Genomic DNA, 15852 nt, shown 5'->3' with positions numbered 1-15852 from the left:
CTGTTTGGCTATGAAATCCCAAGGGCGCCCACTTCCATCCCTGGCGGAACAATTCAAGGCGAAATTGCCGGTATATATCGACCTCACGCGACTGAACCGCCCTATCGGAGCCTATCTGTTGCTCTGGCCGACACTGTGGGCACTATGGCTGGCTTCAGAAGGCTTCCCCTCCATCAAGAACCTGTTCATATTCGTCTTCGGCGTGCTGCTGATGCGCTCGGCAGGCTGCGTTATCAACGACTACGCCGACCGCCGCATAGACATGCACGTGGAGCGCACCAAAGGTCGTCCATTTGCGCAGAATCGAGTGACGGAAAAAGAGGCGCTCACCCTGTTCGGCGTTCTGGTTGGGGTTTCTTTCATACTGGTGTTGTTCACCAACGCGCTGACAATTTATCTCTCCGCTGGAGCGCTGGCGCTGGCTTCAACCTACCCCTTCATGAAGCGCCATACTTACCTGCCCCAAGTCGTACTGGGCGCCGCCTTCGCCTGGGGCATCCCCATGGCTTTCGCTGCAGAATTGGGCGCCGTTCCCCAGCAGGCATGGCTGCTGTATACCGCAACGGTGGTATGGACCGTCGCTTATGACACCATGTACGGCATGGCGGACCGGGAGGACGACCTTAAGATCGGGGTCAAATCCACCGCCATTCTATTTGGCGAGGCTGATCGCGCCGCCGTGGCGGGCCTGCAGGTATTGACGCTGGGCATCCTGTTCATGGTTGGCGCGCAATACGAGCTGGGCGTTTACTTCCAAATGTCCTTGATCGTCGCCGCCGTGCTGTTTGTGTATCAGCAGCACCTGATTCGCGCCCGCGTTTCCCAGAACTGTTTCAAGGCGTTCCTTAACAATCACTGGGTCGGCGCAGCCGTGTTTCTCGGTTTGGTTCTGGAGTTTATTTTCCGGCCCTAAAGCCCGTCCCGCCTCGCTTACAGCCCGACTGCAAACAGCCGGGCTCATTTCCATCACATTAATTAAGCGCCTGTCATATACTTGTAACAAAACGCCGTTGTAATAATTCGGCAATCGAGTATTCAAAAAGGTGTTTTGCATGGCAAGCAAACAAGTTCTCATTGTGGACGATGAGCCCGCCATCCGGGAAATGATCGCAGTCGCTCTGGAAATGGCTGACTATGACTACCTGGAGGCAGGGGACGCGCGGGAAGCGCATGCGTTGATCATTGATCAGAAGCCTGATCTCATACTGCTGGACTGGATGCTTCCCGGCGTCAGCGGCATTGAATTCGCACGCAGACTGAAGCGCGATCAAAACACCTCGGAAATCCCTCTTATCATGCTCACCGCCAAAACCGAAGAGGACAACAAAGTCCAGGGCTTGGAAGTGGGCGCAGACGATTACATCACCAAACCATTCTCTCCCAGAGAACTGGTCGCGCGCCTGAAAGCGGTGCTGCGCCGTACCGCCGTACAAGGCATGGAAACCCCCATTGAAGTCGAAGGACTGCGCCTCGATCCAGTGTGCCACCGCGTCACCGCCAAGGGCGATGCGCTCAACATGGGCCCCACGGAATACAAGCTCCTGCAGTTCTTTATGACGCATCAAGAACGGGTGTATACTCGCGGGCAGCTTTTGGATCAGGTATGGGGCGGCAACGTCTACGTGGAAGAACGCACGGTTGACGTGCATATTCGACGTTTACGCAAAGCGCTGGAGCCCAGTCATCATCATCTGGTTCAAACCGTGCGTGGGACGGGCTATCGCTTTTCGACCCGAGCGCCATAAGCGCCGCGACCCGTCTTAAAAAATAAATAATTCCAAAAGAAGTATTCATAAAACGCATGCGCAATCACTGGCGTCATTATGTACGGCTACTGGTTTACAGTTTGCTGGGCTGTATCGTTGCCGGCCTTATTATCGGTTCAGTAGCTTGGGCGCTGGTGTTCGGCCTCACCGCCTATCTGGGATGGACGCTCACCCAGGCGTTTCGCATGCATCGCTGGCTGTATCAAGCAAAAATGGAAGACCCTCCCGAGAGCCGCGGCCTATGGGGAGATCTGTTCGACGGCATTCATCGTCTCCAGGTTCAGCACTATCGCTCCCGCGATCGACTGCAAGCCATGATCGACCGCATCCAGGAGTCCACCAACGCCCTTAAAGACGCCGTCGTCATGACCAATAGCGAAGGCGCCATGGACTGGTGGAACCAATCCGCAGAGAAGCTGCTGGGCTTCAAATACCCGACCGACCGGGGCCAGTTGATTTACAACCTGATCCGCACGCCTATTTTCAAGCGCTACTTCACCTCCAAGAAATACCAAGAACCGTTGATCCTCAACGCCCCCAATAATCCCAACTTGAAGTTACAGTTTCATATCACGCTGTTCGGAGAAGACGACCGCCTGCTACTGGTGCAGGACGTGACGCGGCTATATCGTCTGGAAGAGATGCGACGGGACTTCGTTTCTAACGTATCCCATGAGCTGCGCACGCCATTGACGGTCATATCCGGCTATCTGGAGACCCTCATCGACAACGCGGATGAGCTGCCGCCGCGCTGGAATCGCGCCTTGAATCAGATGCAGCAACAAGCGCAGCGCATGGAAGCCCTGGTCAATGATCTACTGCTGCTTTCCCGCATAGAGAATGACGGCTCCAACTTCAAAGCCACGTTGGTGGATGTGGACAGCATGCTGCGCGCTATCTGCGATGACGCCCGCGCCCTGAGCCAGGAAAAAGGCCACCGCATCGAGCTGAACCTGGAAAGCGGCGCCGGGCTTACCGGTAACGAAACTCAATTACACAGCGCTTTTTCCAATATTGTTATGAACGCAGTGAAATACACGCCTCCCAATGGCGAGATTCGGGTGCGCTGGTTCGAGGACAAGAAAGGCGTGCATTTCGCCGTAAGGGACAGCGGCATCGGCATCGATCCCCTGCACATTCCCAGACTGACGGAACGTTTTTACCGGGCTGACCCTTCACGCGCCGCGGACACTGGCGGCACAGGGTTGGGACTGGCGATCGTCAAGCATGTCCTGATCAACCATGATGGCGAGCTGGAAATCACCAGCCACATCGGCGAGGGCAGCACCTTCACCTGCCACTTCCCGCGCAGCCGCATGGCTTCTGCGGAAGCGTTGGCGGAAGCTGAGGATGTCAGCGATTAAACAGGGTTAGAATTTGGCGATAAACTTGGACAGCGACGCCATCTTATCCGGGTCCTCATCCACAAACCGAATAACGATGCTGATAAAGTCCGTGTCCACCCGCTTCTCAACCGCCTGCAGCATGTGTACGTAGCCGTTGATCCGCTCCAGAGTTTCGCCATCGTCGACTTCTATATCCACCACGGCGGGATCAAGAATCATCGGAAACTTCTGCCCCCGTTTGGCGATCACTTTCACTTCAGTCAAAGTAATAGCCTTGATCACACAGGGCAGGTTGAACTCAGCAAAGCGAATCTGCGCCAGCGCTTTCTTGCCAGAGGTTGGGTCCGGCGCTGATTTTTTGGGCGCAGTGGCGCCGCCAGTCAACAGGGCCGCACTGTCAGCAAACGGGCCTGGCGTCGCGGCTGGAGCCGAGGCCTGCTTGGCGCTGTCAGACGCCTGCATCAATACGGAAGCGGAATCAGAGCCCGGACGGGCCGAAGAGGACTTTTCACCAGCAGCGCGTTTAAGTTTGGCGGCCAATTGCTTGTTCACTTTCTGCGCCAGCATTTCAGGACTAAAGGGTTTGCCCAGATAATCGGAAACGCCGCTCTGCACCGCTTCCACCACATGGCCACGATCCCCTCGGCTGGTCACCATAACGAAGGGCGTTTTCTTGTAGGCGTCTTGTCCGCGCGCCCACTGCAGCAACTCAAGTCCTGACATTTCCGGCATTTCCCAGTCGCACAGGATGAGATCATAGTGCGTCTTATTCATCAGGATCTGCGCTTTTTTCCCGTTGATGGCTTCTTCCACCGTCACCTGAGGAAAATAGGTTCGCATCGCCCGCTTGACCATATCCCGGACGAAACTCGCGTCATCAACCACCAACACCTTTAAAGCCATGTCAGAGCTACACTTTCCGTTAATCACATAACTATAAGGCTAGCACTGTCTGACAAAATTCCCACTTTATTCAGTACTTAAGCGGCGGCGTAACGACCACGCCGCCGCTGCAGGATCACCTCACCGTTACTCCTGCGCCAGAAGCGGGGTTTGCTTTGGGTAACTGACCGTGCTCTTCCAGCCAGAATTTAACGCCGCCGGCGACCGCCGCCTGCATGGACACCAAATTCACAATAGGAATCAAAGTGCTGCCCCAAACGCCTAAGCCGAAGCCCAACGTCCGACTGCGACGCTCACGCATGAAACGAATCACATCATCAATTTTGCGCTTGTTGTTATCCGCAGGATAATCCACAAACTCAAGCGCCATGATCCAGGAGGAGAATACCGCCCATAACACCGGCGACAATAGGTTTACCAGTGGAATAAAACTGAGCACAAATGTAACTACAAATAGACCTAAGGCGCGAGGCAAGTAATAAAGAAACTTTTTGACTTCGCGCCAAACACTGGCGGGAATATTCATAATCACTTGCTTCCAAGGGGTGTCTTCATCCACCTCTTTTCCAGTCAGCAACTTCTGCGTCTGCTCCGCCAACAAACCATAGAAGGGAGCGCCAACCAGTGTGGCGACAAACACAAAGGTGTAAAACACCAGAACGCCCACCAGAATGGCGAAAACCAGCCACACTAACCAGCGCAAGAAAGACAGCCAGTCTGGTAGCCAGCTGACCATGGCGTCCACCCAGCCGGAGAAGTAAGCGCTCATGCCCCAGATGAAGCCGATAAATACCAATATATTGATAATCAAAGGGATAATGACAAAGACCCGCAGCTTGGGATGCTGAATCAGGCGAAACCCCTCAAGCAGGTCGTTAAAGCCTTTAGCGAATAATTTCACGCTCTTTTCCTTTCTGCCTCATACAAAAAATTAGTGAGAGCCGCCGTAGCACTCAATTTAAAGGCTCCGCGCTAAGGCGAAACCGGGACGCGCTCATTTTTATTTGAAATGTCCGCAATTGACGGTAGCGCATATCCACCTGAAGCAGTTGCGTCAACGCATCCCGCAGTTCAGGGTCCACGGCGCAGCCGAACATGATCGCAGATATGGCGTTGGAGGGAAACTTACAAAGGGACAATGCCTCACCATCCCAATGTATTTGCTTCTGTCCCGTATCCAAGGGGCGCAACAAGCGCCATTCCCCCTCTCCAGAAAACTCAGTGGAGCGCTGAAACAAAGGACTGAAGCCGAATGCGCCAGTCTGCGGCCGCTCGTCACAATATTCGACTTTTTTGAACGTTTGCGGGCTGTCTTGATAGTGACCATCCATTAGTCCCGCCTTATCAGGATCGATCTCCAGCGCGACGCCGCGATGGCGATCCCCCTGAAACCGCCACAGCGCAATACTTTCAACAGATTCAAACAGACCAAGCCCCCCCAACGACAGCATAAAACGAGGGCTCAGAAACAAAGGATCGCTCGCGACACCCTTCAATAATATGGCTTCTATTTCTTTGCGTTTATGCTTGGCCTGCTGCAGATAATACTCGAAGGTGACCAGACTGCTCAGATCCTCTGGAAGCGCGTCATATTGCCGCTTTACTTCCGCCACGAACTCCGCTTGAGTGATATCCCTGACCGGAGCGGCCGCCAAGGGAAGTTCTGGATTCAGAAAAGGGTCGTGCAAGCCGTCCAGCCCACGTAAAGGCAATTTACCCTCTCTCAAGATGGTAATGCTCAGCTTGTCGGCGTACAGATATAATTTCATGTTTTGATGCCCAGGAAGCGCTTTCCCATGTTCAGTTTGTCTCAATTATATAAAAGCTTGATCGTTCTTGGAGGACATTGGTCCGCCCGTGTCGCCTTCTACGTACTGATGGTGGTGGGGCTGGTCATTGCGCTCACTCCCAACGAGTACACGCCGTTGGGAACTGTGAACGATAAAATACGGCATGCGTTTTCTTTCGCCGTCATGAGCGGCATGGCTATGTGGAGTCACCGTAATAGCCGAGTCCTTCATGTTTTTATCGCCATGACTTGTTATGGCCTGCTGATTGAAGGCTTGCAGAGCTTGATTCCCTACCGGGACGGCAGCTTGGGAGATATTGTAGCCAATACTATCGGCATTGCGATTGGCGTGTCCCTGGCGAACTGGCTGGTAGTCTCCGCTCGCCCCACCAAAGCCTCCTACTGAAACCGTCCATCGGATTTCTCTGACAAGCAGGCTTCTACAGAAAATGCACTAATGTATTAGTAGTAAGACATCAGCCTTAAATCTTGTGCGAAATATCTCACAAAGCCGTAGGAAATTAGCGGAAGTTACTGTAATCATTACGGATTTACTTGCTGAGACATTTCGTAACACGTTGTTTTATATAACCTTTTCAAAACAGAGCGAGTTAAGCGGCGTACCCGCTCTTGAAGATTGTCACAAAAAGGTCATTCGGCCCGAGGTATATTTACAACCGTCAAGGCAGACAAGGAAATGGAATCCAGCCAGGATGGTTTCTTCGCAGGAAGCGAAGGGAAGCAAGGATAAGGAATGATGCTTGAGGGAATTTTTGGAGTTAATCCAGGAATAAAACAGGATAAAGTTGGCGCATAGGATGGCGCTTTACCAAGGAACGGCGGATCGGAATCCAAAACCTATTCCAAATGAGGCGACCTGATTAGTCGCCTTTTTTTTCGCCTGAGATATGGCGGCGCCCGCTCTCGTAAATTCTCACCTCATTAAACTCTTCGAATTCATTGAGATCCGGAAACGTTCTGCCTGACGCAGTCTTCTTTAACTCATATCCAGGCGCCGACAGATTACGCACCCGCGAATCCGCTAACAGCACTTTCGACGCTTTATCCCGCCACTCCGGCAACCATTGCAGGTTGTCTCGATCATAGAGAACATCCGCCGCCGTGATCACATCAGGCTTGTCGGCAGACGGCAGCGTCTCACACACCCTCACCTGCACGCCATTCAACACCGCATTCTCCGCCGCCGCCACTTGCGCCGCCAAATCCAGGTCACAGGCCATGACGGCGGAGGCTCCCGCCAGCGCTGCGGCAATCGCCACCACGCCGGACCCCGCTCCGATGTCCCACACCGTTTTGCCCGCCACCAGCTCAGGGTGATCCAGAATATATCGCGCCAACACCTGCCCACTGGCCCAGCAAAAACTCCAGTAGGCCGGTTCAGCGACGACAGCCTGGGCCTCATCATGGGAGAGCGGCCCTTCCATCACTGCAGGGTCGAATAGATACAGACGGATTTCAGGAATAAGCGGCGGTGCGGCCACCCGCAGAGCGCTGCGAGGCAACGTGCGCTGCAGCAAAGGCAGTAACAAGTCCGACATGAGAGGTTCATCCACTACTGAACGTAAATTATCGAATAAGACGAAAATTCCAGAAAATAGCGGCCATTATGTCACAAATAGCGCCAAATCAAGGGAATCCGGTTATGAAAACTTTTCGTAGACTCTAGCTTGGAATTTGCGTCAGATTTTCGTCACACCTACGGAAATGCACTTATTGCGCGGCTAACTCCAGGATTCTGCGCGTAAAAGCGCTTGGCAGAGCGTCGGCTTCTGCTAGACTAGCGCTGTCTGGCTTCAATGTCCGCGCGCTCGCCGTCATCCTTTGCAATGCAATACCCAACCCCACCCATGCCAGGTGGCGGGCGCTGACGCATAAGAACTAAAACCGCTAAGGAGTCTTCAATGGAGAACCTAGATCAGTATTTAGATAAGGGCGTCGAACTGGTGATGGAGTACGCGCCGCAATTGTTGCTCGCCATCATTACTCTCATAGTAGGTATGTGGCTGATCAACAGAGCGCTCAAGTTCACAGATGACCGCCTGCAGAAGAAGTTTGATCCCACACTCACCAAGTTCGTGCACAGCATTGCGTCAGTGGGTCTCAAGGCGTTGCTGCTGGTCAGCGTTGCGCAAATGGTGGGCATTGAAACGACTTCCTTTATCGCCGTCTTAGGCGCCGCCGGCCTGGCTGTTGGCTTGGCTCTGCAGGGCAACCTGTCGAACTTCGCCAGCGGCATCATGATCCTGGTGTTCAAGCCTTTCAAAGTCGGCGACGTGATAGATGGAGCCGGCTACATCGGCACAGTCAGGGAAATCCAGATATTCACCACGGTCGTAATGACGCCGGATAACCGCCGGGTCATTATTCCCAACTCCAATCTGGCGAATAATCCCCTGATCAATATCGCAGCGGAAGCAACCAGACGTGTGGACATGGTATTCGGCATCAGCTACGGCGACGACATCGACAAAGCTAAAAATATAATTAAATCCATGCTGGAAGCCGATTCACGCGTGTTGAAAGATCCAGCCCCCGTGATCGCCGTCATGGCGCTGGCGGACAGCTCCGTTAATCTCGCCGTACGCCCCTGGGTCGTTACTGCGGATTACTGGCCGCTGTATTTCGACATGCATGAGAACGTGAAGAAGCGCTTCGACGAAGAAGGCGTCACCATTCCGTTCCCACAAAGGGATGTCCACATTTATCAAGAAACTCAATAAATCCCTTAATCCCTTTTATTTTTGGAAAGTTCCCCCCGGGCCGGCAGGTTCGGGAATAGATTACACAAAGAGGTGGCAATGAAAGCAAAACTACTCCCATCTATTTTACTTATGGGCGCTATTGCATCCGCGCAGCCGGCGCTTGCCGACGGTCGCGAAAAAGGTGCGTATTTCACCGGCCTGCTCGGCTACACATTCTTCGACCATGAGCGTCAAATTGAAGATGATCCCAGTTTGGCCGCAGGTTTGGGCTATAACTTCACGCCAGCTATTTCCGCTGAAGTTCTGATTGGCGCTGCGGATTTAGAACGCAAACATAACGCCGGCTATCTTGATGGCGTGTTCTACCGTGTAGACGCTCTCTACCACTTCAACCAGGGTGAAGCATGGCGTCCATATATTGTCGGCGGCGCCGGCAACTATAGGCTCAAAGACGATGAAGGCGGCAGAAACGAAGAGACTCAATACAATCTGGGCGCCGGTATCAAGCACGCCATCAGCGAATCTATGGACGTTCGCTTTGACGCCCGCGGCGTGTATGGCGATGAAGACGAAACCAAAGACGCCATGCTGAACCTGGGCTTCACTTACATGTTCGCCTCCGCCGCGCCTGCTCCTAAGGATAGCGACAGAGACGGCGTATATGACGACGAAGACGCCTGCCCTGGCACGCCTTACGGCGCTAAAGTCGACGTTCGCGGATGTGAGGTGATTGGCGATGCGGACGGTGATGGCGTGACCGATGACAAAGATCAGTGTCCCAACACCAAAGCCGGCGCGCGCGTTGACGCCACAGGCTGCCCTGTTGTCGGCGACGATGACGCAGACGGCGTACCGAACGAAAAAGACCAGTGCCCGAACTCTCCGGCAGCGGCGAAAGTGGACAGCAGAGGCTGCCCTCTGGACACCGACCGTGACGGCATCACCGACGGTCTGGACGCATGCCCTGACACGCCCTATGGCGCTAAAGTGGACAACCGCGGCTGCCGTATTCAGTTAAGCGAGACGGTCACCATTACCATGAACGTCACGTTCCCCACTAACTCAGCGGCCATTCCAGAGGAGTTCGTGTCAGAAGTAGAGAAACTGGCTGAATTCATGCGCCAGTATCCAGACACGAAAGCGGTTGTTGAAGGACACACTGACGATCGCGGTCAAGACGCCTACAACCAGAAGCTGTCTGAGAAGCGCGCCAGCGCTGTGCGTCAGATGGTCGTTGAACGTTTCGGCATTGCTGGCGAGAGAATCTCCAGCGTCGGTTACGGCGAAGCCCGTCCAATTGGCGATAACAACACCGCAGAAGGCCGTAGCGCCAACCGTCGCGTTGTCGCAGTCGTAGAAGCGACTGTTAAAACTAATCAATAACGGCTCATTCGCCAGATAATCCAAGCAAGGGGAACTCAGGTTCCCCTTTTTATTTTCCCAACCGTTACCCAGTTCCCAACTTTCAGCCCCGCTATTTGCTGCAATCGCAACTTAATAGGCTATCTTAATTATTAAGAGCGAATGTTTCTTATCCAGGCTGGAGGTGGCTTATGCCTGTACAATCTTTGAAGAACTTCCTCGATGGACATCAAGTCCGATATGTGTCGATACAGCACTCCCCGGCTTATACCGCTCAGGAGATCGCTCAATCCGCGCATATCTGCGGGAAGATGCTCGCAAAAACCGTGATTGTCATGATGGACGGCAAATTCGCGATGGCGGTTATGCCCGCGACATCGCGTATTCGTTGGGACCGGTTCATGCGCGCGATGGGTACGGATTTCATCGAATTGGCGGACGAAGAGGACTTCAAAGACCATTTTGCGGAATGCGAAGTCGGCGCCATCCCTCCTTTCGGCAATCTGTACGGCATGTCCGTCTATATGGACGAGCATCTGCGCAATAACGAAGAGATCGCCTTCAGCGCAGGCACTCACAGCGAAATACTGCGCATGTCTATGAGCGCCTATGTCGACTTAGCGCGGCCGCTAATCATGAATGAAGGGTTCGTTCAGCCCAACAGCCCGCCGCTACAGCGGGTGCGGCAAGGCCGTAAACGCGCCCACAGGCACGCCTGACCCCGGAGCAGTCAATATTCGCCAGCATAGACCGGCAGCGTTGCCGATATACAAATATCTGTCGCTTGTGCTGGCGGCGTTATGGCTGCACGCGGGCTTCGCCAGCGCGGAGAAGCCCACGCTGATCCTGGGCGGCCCTCCCTGGCCGCCTTACCTGGATGAAGATCAGATCCACCGTGGCCTGGCCACGGAAATCGTGGAGTCCGCCTTCAATAAAGCCGGCTACCCGGTACAGATAAAGATTTTGCCCTGGCCTCGACTATTGCGCGCAGCGGAATTCAAAGAAGTCGATGTCATGATCGGGCTCTGGTGGACGCTGGAAAGAGAAGAAGTCTTCGTCTTTTCCTCCCCTTATTACGTCAACGTCATTGGTTTCGCCGCGCCGACAGAGAGCACATTCAAACCGGCGCGTCTCAGCGACCTCACCAACGCCCGCATCGGCGTACGCCAAGGCGCCCGCTTTTGGAGTCCATTTGACTTCTCAACATCGCTCAACAAAATCACCGTTAATACCACGGAAAGCGCCCTCAATATGACCGCTGTCGGGCGTCTGGATCTGACCGTAGAGGATGTCAGGATTCTGCATAGCCTCATCAACCATGATGACCGGCTTAGCGAGCACCTGAAGATATTGCCTCTCCCCCTGGTGTACCGCCCTCTGCATATGGGGGTTCGTCGTAACCTGGACAACGCCGAGACCATCGTCGCCGACTTCAACGCAGCACTGGCAGAGCTTCTGCAAAGCGGCTGGGTGGCGACCATCTATCGGCGCTACGGCATAGCGGAGAGCCCTCTGGATATCCTTACCCGCACGCCGCCTTCCATGGCGGACGAATAAGGCCCTGGAGCCTGCGCCGAGGCTTTGCAGTCCCCTTCCCTCTTCCTCTATCATTAGGCTCCCGGCTTATCCAGCCGCCGTCCGGAACCTATTGACATTACTATGACAGACAAGGCTTCTTCCCAGCTCAGCGCCGCTCCCGATTATGACGTCATTATCGTCGGCGGAGGCATGGTCGGCGCAGCCATCGCCGCAGCGTTAAAGAACACGGCGTTAAAAACGGCGGTGATAGAGAGAGAACTGCCCGCGCCCTTCAACCCAGATGAAACCCCGGACCTGCGCGTATCCGCGATTAATTTCGCCAGCGAGCAGTTTCTCACCCAGATTGGCGCCTGGAAGCATACACTGCATATGCGCGCCCATCCCTACCAACGCCTGGCGGTGTGGGAAAAACTGGGCAATCCTTTAGGCGAGCGGTTGTCGTCGGTGGTCAACAAAACAGAGTTCGACTCCCGCCATGTTGGCCACTCTCATCTTGGTCACATCGTTGAAAACCGGGTCATTCAATTGGCGCTGCTGCGTGTGGTCGAGCAGGCGGAAAACGTAACCTTGTTCAGCGGTCGGCGCATTCACGCCATCAACTTTCGCGCATCGTCGCCTGAAGTCATGCTGGATGATAAAACCCTGCTGCGCGGACGCTTAATCGTCGGCGCCGATGGCGGCTCTTCCCTGGTTCGGGAGCAGGCGCAACTCGGGTTGCTCAGCGACGCCTATGAACAGCATGCGCTAGTGGTTAGCGTCGCCATCGCCGGCGAGCCTCAAAATATCACCTGGCAGGCATTCCGACCTAATGGGCCTCTGGCGTTCCTACCCTTGTGCGCCATCGACGGCGTCGCCTACGCCTCATTGGTCTGGTACGACCAGCCTGCCAAATTAAAGGCTTTACAACAGCTCTCTCAGGACGAATTTATCCGCGCCCTGCGCAAAGAGTTTCCCCGTCAGTTGCCGGAACTACGCCAAGTGCTCGGCAAAGGCTCATTCCCCCTCGTGAAACGACACGCTCAACACTATGTGGCTCAGGGCGTCGCGCTGGCGGGGGACGCCGCGCATACAATTAATCCCCTGGCGGGACAGGGAGTTAACCTCGGGTTTCAGGACGCCGCCGCCCTGGCGGAGGTGATTCAACAAGCTGCAGAGCGAGGACTGGACATCGGCGATCTGCAGACTCTGCGTCAATATGAGCGACTGCGCCGAGGAGAGAACCTTAAAATGATGACGCTGATGGATGGATTTTATTACGCCTTCAGCAACAACCTCGCCCCGGTGAAACTGGCGCGCAACCTGGGACTCGGGCTTGCTGGCCTGTTAGGACCGGCGAAACGCAAAGTCATCGCCTACGCCATGGGACTGAATGGCGCACAGACGGAACGTCCGTTGACGCGCTGACTGTCGCAGCAAAACATAACCACACCGTAAACGCAGCCAAAGGATGCAAGACCATGTCTGAAACGATTTTCAGCAAAATCATCAAACGGGAAATCCCCGCCGACATTATCTACGAGGATGAGTTCTGTCTGGCGTTCAACGACATCAACCCCCAGGCGCCAGTGCATTTCCTGGTCATTCCCAAAAAGCCCATCGCCACCATCAACGATATTGAAGAACAAGACCGCGAGTTAGTGGGCCACTTGTATATCGCCGCGGCTAAAATCGCCCAAGAAAAAGGGTTTGCCGACGACGGCTACCGCGTGGTGATGAACTGCAACGAAAACGCAGGACAAACGGTTTTCCACATCCACCTTCACGTTCTGGCGGGGAAACCTCTGGGCTGGCCGCCTTATACGGACAAACTCAAAGTCTAGGCTTGCCTTCTTAGACGATAGACAGGGTAAGGTGAACTTACCCTTTCAACTCCCTTCCGAGACCGCCAAAGGCGACTCAGATTGCAGAGCGCTGCGTTCCAGCCAGTCGCCCACACGTTGCGCCAGACTCTCTGAATACTTGATCCAATTGAAGTGTCCCACACAGGCGCCGCCGAAATCAGCGTCCGTCAGACGCCAGTGCGTTACCTCCGCAGAAGGCATTTTGCGATACAGGTTCGCCACGGCTTCAGCCGGAGCCAGTTCATCGGACTCGAAGGAAATCGCCAGCACAGGCTTGGTGACCGCCTCCAGCAGACGCTCATAATTTATCGGGCTTCGCTCCGGGTAGTAGTCGCCAGTGCGGGCATTGCGCGCCCAATCACGAATCAGGCGACGCGCCTCCCGCCCCGCGAAACCGATACGATCCCCCGGCATATATCCCCAGATCTCGCTGATACCACGCAGCAACTGCGTACCGGCGAGAGTCCGCAAAGGTTTGGCGTATCCTTTGTAGTAGACATTACAGGAAGCCAGCAAAATAAGCCCTGCGACAGATCCCGGCTGCTCCGCCATGTAAAGAGAGCTTAATTGTCCGCCCAGACTGTGGCCAAGCAGCCAGATCGGCGAATCCGGCAGATGCAGCCTCACACAGTCCAGCACGGCCGGCCAGTCGTATTGGATCATCTCATAGTAGCCGAAGTTGGTGCGCCGGGAGGCGCGCACTGAGCTACTGCCATGTCCGCGCAGATCCGCCGTCACGCAGTGAACGCCGCGTGCGGCTATCGCCTCCGCCAAGGGCGAATAAAAACTGGCGCGGACGCCCATGGCGGGCATGCAGACGACCACTGGCGCCAACGCATCTTCCGTGCGATAGAGCGACAGCGTGGAACGCACTTGGTCCGGACTAATGACAGGAAGGATTTCAGGGGACATGGCGAAGGCTCTCTGGCGTCAATGTGTTCCATGCTAACATTGATAAGCAAGAAACGTGAAGACCCGGTTTCACTTCAACCGGATCTTCCCTGAACGCCGACTCAGGTTCCGTTGATGGCCAAATGCGCGGCGATAGATACGCCGTAGCCGATAAAAATGGCCCAGGACCACTTCAGGTGCGACAGGAAAGTGTAGCTGCCTTTCGACTGCCCCATCAACGCCACCCCGGCAGCCGACCCAATGGACAGCAGGCTGCCGCCAACGCCGGCGGTGAGCGTAATCAACAGCCACTGGCTGACGTCCATGTCCGGCTCCATCGATATAATCGCAAACATCACCGGAATATTATCCACAACCGCCGAGATGGTGCCCGCCACGATATTGGCGATCGTTGGCCCCCAGTTGTCATACATGCCATGAGACATCATCTGCAGGAAGCCCAGCGTCGCCAGGCCGCCTACGCAGAAAATCACGCCGAAGAAGAACAGCAGCGTGTCCCACTCCGCCCGCGCCACCCTGCGGAATATATCAAACTGAATGTCGTCTTCGACGGTTCCGGTTTTACGCAGAAAATACGCAAAGAACATAAGCACGGACATACCGGTCATCATGCCGAGAAACGGCGGCAAGTGGAAAAAGCGCTCAAAGCAGACCGCCGTCGCAATGGTCAACAAAAACAAAATACAGATGCGCAAGCCGCCGCGTTTGATGGGCACCAGCCCCCCATGTCCTGTTGGAACGCCATTGGGCAGGAAGAAATTCATAATCAGCGCAGGCGTCACAAAGTTCAGCACAGAGGGAATGAACAGCTCAAAGAACTCTTCAAACTGCACTTTCTTGGACGCCCACACCATCAAGGTCGTAATGTCCCCAAAAGGACTGAACGCCCCGCCTGCGTTGGCGCCCACCACCACATTAATCATCGACAGGGAGACAAACTTGGTGTCTTTGCCTCCCACCGCCATGATCACCGCTCCCATCAGCAAAGCAGTGGTCAGGTTATCCGCCACCGGCGAAATGAAAAAAGCCAGCCATCCGGTAACCCAGAACAGCTTGCGATAGCTCATGCCTTTGTGAACCAGATAAGAGCGTAAGGACTCGAATACATGGCGTTCCTCCATCGCATTGATGAAAGTCATCGCCACCAAAAGAAATAGAAATAAAGCGCCGTATTCCAGCAGGTTGTGGGCGACGGCGCCGTGGATATCGTCATTGCTTCGCCCCATGTCCTGGGCGACGCTCGCCACCAACACCCAGATCAATCCAGCGGCGAAAATGACCGGCTTGGATTTCCTTAAATGCAACACTTCTTCCGCCATGACGGCGATATAAGCGACGATAAAAAGGATGACGGCGAGTATCGCCTTGGGTGAGTCGGTGGCGTCTAGAACGAGCATGCCGCCTTCAGAGGCGTAAACAGGGCCAGCCGCGCACAGCAGACCGCCCAGCAGAAGTTGCAGTTTTTTCATTCAGCTAATCCGTACTTTAGTTCTCGGTTATTTTTATTGAGCGCCCCTGTCAACGATTTACTACAAACCATCGCCTGCAGACGCAGAACATAATGAAAAACGTTGAGATTCTATGGGCTGGGATCACTTTGCGCAATTACGCTTAAGTCTCTTAGGTATTGATAGCCCTAAGGATAATCCGGATAAAACGCTGAGGTTGTTG

The 15852-nt window shown here is 54.6% G+C and carries 16 protein-coding genes; 10 read left to right on the top strand and 6 right to left on the bottom strand.

The window, feature by feature from the left end; translation table 11 throughout:
- Nucleotides 1-10 precede the first annotated feature (10 nt).
- From ubiA to phoR, 3 genes are all read left to right on the top strand, one after another.
- Nucleotides 11-913 carry a 4-hydroxybenzoate octaprenyltransferase gene (gene ubiA, locus ONV78_RS14360; RefSeq protein ID WP_279504025.1) on the top strand — a complete coding sequence of 301 codons (903 nt, stop codon included), beginning with the start codon at nucleotides 11-13 and terminating at the stop codon, nucleotides 911-913.
- Between the two features lie 139 nt (nucleotides 914-1052).
- Nucleotides 1053-1745, top strand: coding sequence for a phosphate regulon transcriptional regulator PhoB (gene phoB / locus ONV78_RS14355; RefSeq protein ID WP_011394745.1), 693 nt, complete (start codon nucleotides 1053-1055; stop codon nucleotides 1743-1745).
- Between the two features lie 56 nt (nucleotides 1746-1801).
- Nucleotides 1802-3130 carry a phosphate regulon sensor histidine kinase PhoR gene (gene phoR / locus ONV78_RS14350; RefSeq protein WP_279504022.1) on the top strand — a complete coding sequence of 443 codons (1329 nt, stop codon included), beginning with the start codon at nucleotides 1802-1804 and terminating at the stop codon, nucleotides 3128-3130.
- Nucleotides 3131-3136: 6 nt separating this feature from the next.
- Here phoR and ONV78_RS14345 read toward each other — a convergent pair whose 3' ends face one another.
- The 3 genes from ONV78_RS14345 to ONV78_RS14335 all read right to left on the bottom strand — a co-directional run bounded on the left by ONV78_RS14345 (nucleotide 3137) and on the right by ONV78_RS14335 (nucleotide 5784).
- A complete protein-coding gene (locus tag ONV78_RS14345; RefSeq protein WP_279504020.1) occupies nucleotides 3137-4015 on the bottom strand; it encodes a response regulator in 879 nt (292 codons plus the stop codon).
- Nucleotides 4016-4130: 115 nt separating this feature from the next.
- Complete coding sequence (gene cysZ / locus ONV78_RS14340; RefSeq protein ID WP_279504018.1) at nucleotides 4131-4916, bottom strand: sulfate transporter CysZ; 786 nt, start codon at nucleotides 4914-4916, stop codon at nucleotides 4131-4133.
- Between the two features lie 52 nt (nucleotides 4917-4968).
- The gene (locus tag ONV78_RS14335) at nucleotides 4969-5784 is read right to left on the bottom strand and encodes a DUF2971 domain-containing protein (protein WP_279504016.1); all 816 of its coding nucleotides are present in this window, start codon (nucleotides 5782-5784) and stop codon (nucleotides 4969-4971) included.
- Between the two features lie 27 nt (nucleotides 5785-5811).
- On the opposite strand from ONV78_RS14335, the gene ONV78_RS14330 reads away from it, so the two are divergent.
- Nucleotides 5812-6210, top strand: coding sequence for a VanZ family protein (locus ONV78_RS14330; protein ID WP_279504015.1), 399 nt, complete (start codon nucleotides 5812-5814; stop codon nucleotides 6208-6210).
- A 475-nt stretch (nucleotides 6211-6685) separates the two neighbouring features.
- Here the strand turns inward: ONV78_RS14330 and ONV78_RS14325 are convergent, their stop codons facing one another.
- A complete protein-coding gene (locus ONV78_RS14325; protein ID WP_279504013.1) occupies nucleotides 6686-7363 on the bottom strand; it encodes a 50S ribosomal protein L11 methyltransferase in 678 nt (225 codons plus the stop codon).
- A 363-nt stretch (nucleotides 7364-7726) separates the two neighbouring features.
- On the opposite strand from ONV78_RS14325, the gene ONV78_RS14320 reads away from it, so the two are divergent.
- The 6 genes from ONV78_RS14320 to ONV78_RS14295 all read left to right on the top strand — a co-directional run bounded on the left by ONV78_RS14320 (nucleotide 7727) and on the right by ONV78_RS14295 (nucleotide 13248).
- Nucleotides 7727-8545 carry a mechanosensitive ion channel domain-containing protein gene (locus ONV78_RS14320; protein WP_216739373.1) on the top strand — a complete coding sequence of 273 codons (819 nt, stop codon included), beginning with the start codon at nucleotides 7727-7729 and terminating at the stop codon, nucleotides 8543-8545.
- A 78-nt stretch (nucleotides 8546-8623) separates the two neighbouring features.
- Nucleotides 8624-9910: an OmpA family protein gene (locus tag ONV78_RS14315; protein ID WP_279504010.1), complete on the top strand. Its 1287-nt coding sequence runs from the start codon at nucleotides 8624-8626 to the stop codon at nucleotides 9908-9910.
- Nucleotides 9911-10080: 170 nt separating this feature from the next.
- Nucleotides 10081-10608, top strand: a complete 528-nt coding sequence (locus ONV78_RS14310; RefSeq protein WP_127968330.1) for a YbaK/EbsC family protein — start codon at nucleotides 10081-10083, stop codon at nucleotides 10606-10608.
- 40 nt (nucleotides 10609-10648) lie between these two features.
- Nucleotides 10649-11446, top strand: coding sequence for a transporter substrate-binding domain-containing protein (locus tag ONV78_RS14305; RefSeq protein ID WP_279504008.1), 798 nt, complete (start codon nucleotides 10649-10651; stop codon nucleotides 11444-11446).
- Between the two features lie 102 nt (nucleotides 11447-11548).
- Entirely contained in the window at nucleotides 11549-12832 is a 1284-nt protein-coding gene (locus tag ONV78_RS14300; RefSeq protein WP_279504007.1) for an FAD-dependent monooxygenase, read from the top strand.
- 53 nt (nucleotides 12833-12885) lie between these two features.
- Nucleotides 12886-13248, top strand: a complete 363-nt coding sequence (locus ONV78_RS14295) for a histidine triad nucleotide-binding protein (RefSeq protein ID WP_216739377.1) — start codon at nucleotides 12886-12888, stop codon at nucleotides 13246-13248.
- Between the two features lie 45 nt (nucleotides 13249-13293).
- On the opposite strand, the gene ONV78_RS14290 is transcribed toward ONV78_RS14295, so the two are convergent.
- Together ONV78_RS14290 and nhaD are read right to left on the bottom strand one after the other, a co-directional pair.
- Entirely contained in the window at nucleotides 13294-14181 is an 888-nt protein-coding gene (locus tag ONV78_RS14290; RefSeq protein WP_279504003.1) for an alpha/beta fold hydrolase, read from the bottom strand.
- 101 nt (nucleotides 14182-14282) lie between these two features.
- A complete protein-coding gene (nhaD, locus tag ONV78_RS14285) occupies nucleotides 14283-15650 on the bottom strand; it encodes a sodium:proton antiporter NhaD (protein ID WP_216739379.1) in 1368 nt (455 codons plus the stop codon).
- Between the last annotated feature and the right edge of the window lie 202 nt (nucleotides 15651-15852).

Source organism: Hahella sp. CR1 (assembly GCF_029813005.1).
GTDB lineage: Bacteria > Pseudomonadota > Gammaproteobacteria > Pseudomonadales > Oleiphilaceae > Hahella.
The sequence above is the reverse complement of the archived record's forward strand: the minus strand, read 5'-3'. Positions and strand labels throughout refer to the sequence as shown.

Coding starts and splice junctions, on each gene's coding strand:
- ONV78_RS14335 (WP_279504016.1), bottom strand. CDS start 5,784: ATGAAATTATATCTGTACGCCGACAAGCTGAGCATTACCATCTTGAGA.
- nhaD (WP_216739379.1), bottom strand. CDS start 15,650: ATGAAAAAACTGCAACTTCTGCTGGGCGGTCTGCTGTGCGCGGCTGGC.
- ONV78_RS14290 (WP_279504003.1), bottom strand. CDS start 14,181: ATGTCCCCTGAAATCCTTCCTGTCATTAGTCCGGACCAAGTGCGTTCC.
- ubiA (WP_279504025.1), top strand. CDS start 11: ATGAAATCCCAAGGGCGCCCACTTCCATCCCTGGCGGAACAATTCAAG.
- ONV78_RS14320 (WP_216739373.1), top strand. CDS start 7,727: ATGGAGAACCTAGATCAGTATTTAGATAAGGGCGTCGAACTGGTGATG.
- ONV78_RS14330 (WP_279504015.1), top strand. CDS start 5,812: ATGTTCAGTTTGTCTCAATTATATAAAAGCTTGATCGTTCTTGGAGGA.
- ONV78_RS14325 (WP_279504013.1), bottom strand. CDS start 7,363: ATGTCGGACTTGTTACTGCCTTTGCTGCAGCGCACGTTGCCTCGCAGC.
- phoB (WP_011394745.1), top strand. CDS start 1,053: ATGGCAAGCAAACAAGTTCTCATTGTGGACGATGAGCCCGCCATCCGG.
- ONV78_RS14315 (WP_279504010.1), top strand. CDS start 8,624: ATGAAAGCAAAACTACTCCCATCTATTTTACTTATGGGCGCTATTGCA.
- ONV78_RS14295 (WP_216739377.1), top strand. CDS start 12,886: ATGTCTGAAACGATTTTCAGCAAAATCATCAAACGGGAAATCCCCGCC.
- ONV78_RS14300 (WP_279504007.1), top strand. CDS start 11,549: ATGACAGACAAGGCTTCTTCCCAGCTCAGCGCCGCTCCCGATTATGAC.
- ONV78_RS14345 (WP_279504020.1), bottom strand. CDS start 4,015: ATGGCTTTAAAGGTGTTGGTGGTTGATGACGCGAGTTTCGTCCGGGAT.
- ONV78_RS14310 (WP_127968330.1), top strand. CDS start 10,081: ATGCCTGTACAATCTTTGAAGAACTTCCTCGATGGACATCAAGTCCGA.
- phoR (WP_279504022.1), top strand. CDS start 1,802: ATGCGCAATCACTGGCGTCATTATGTACGGCTACTGGTTTACAGTTTG.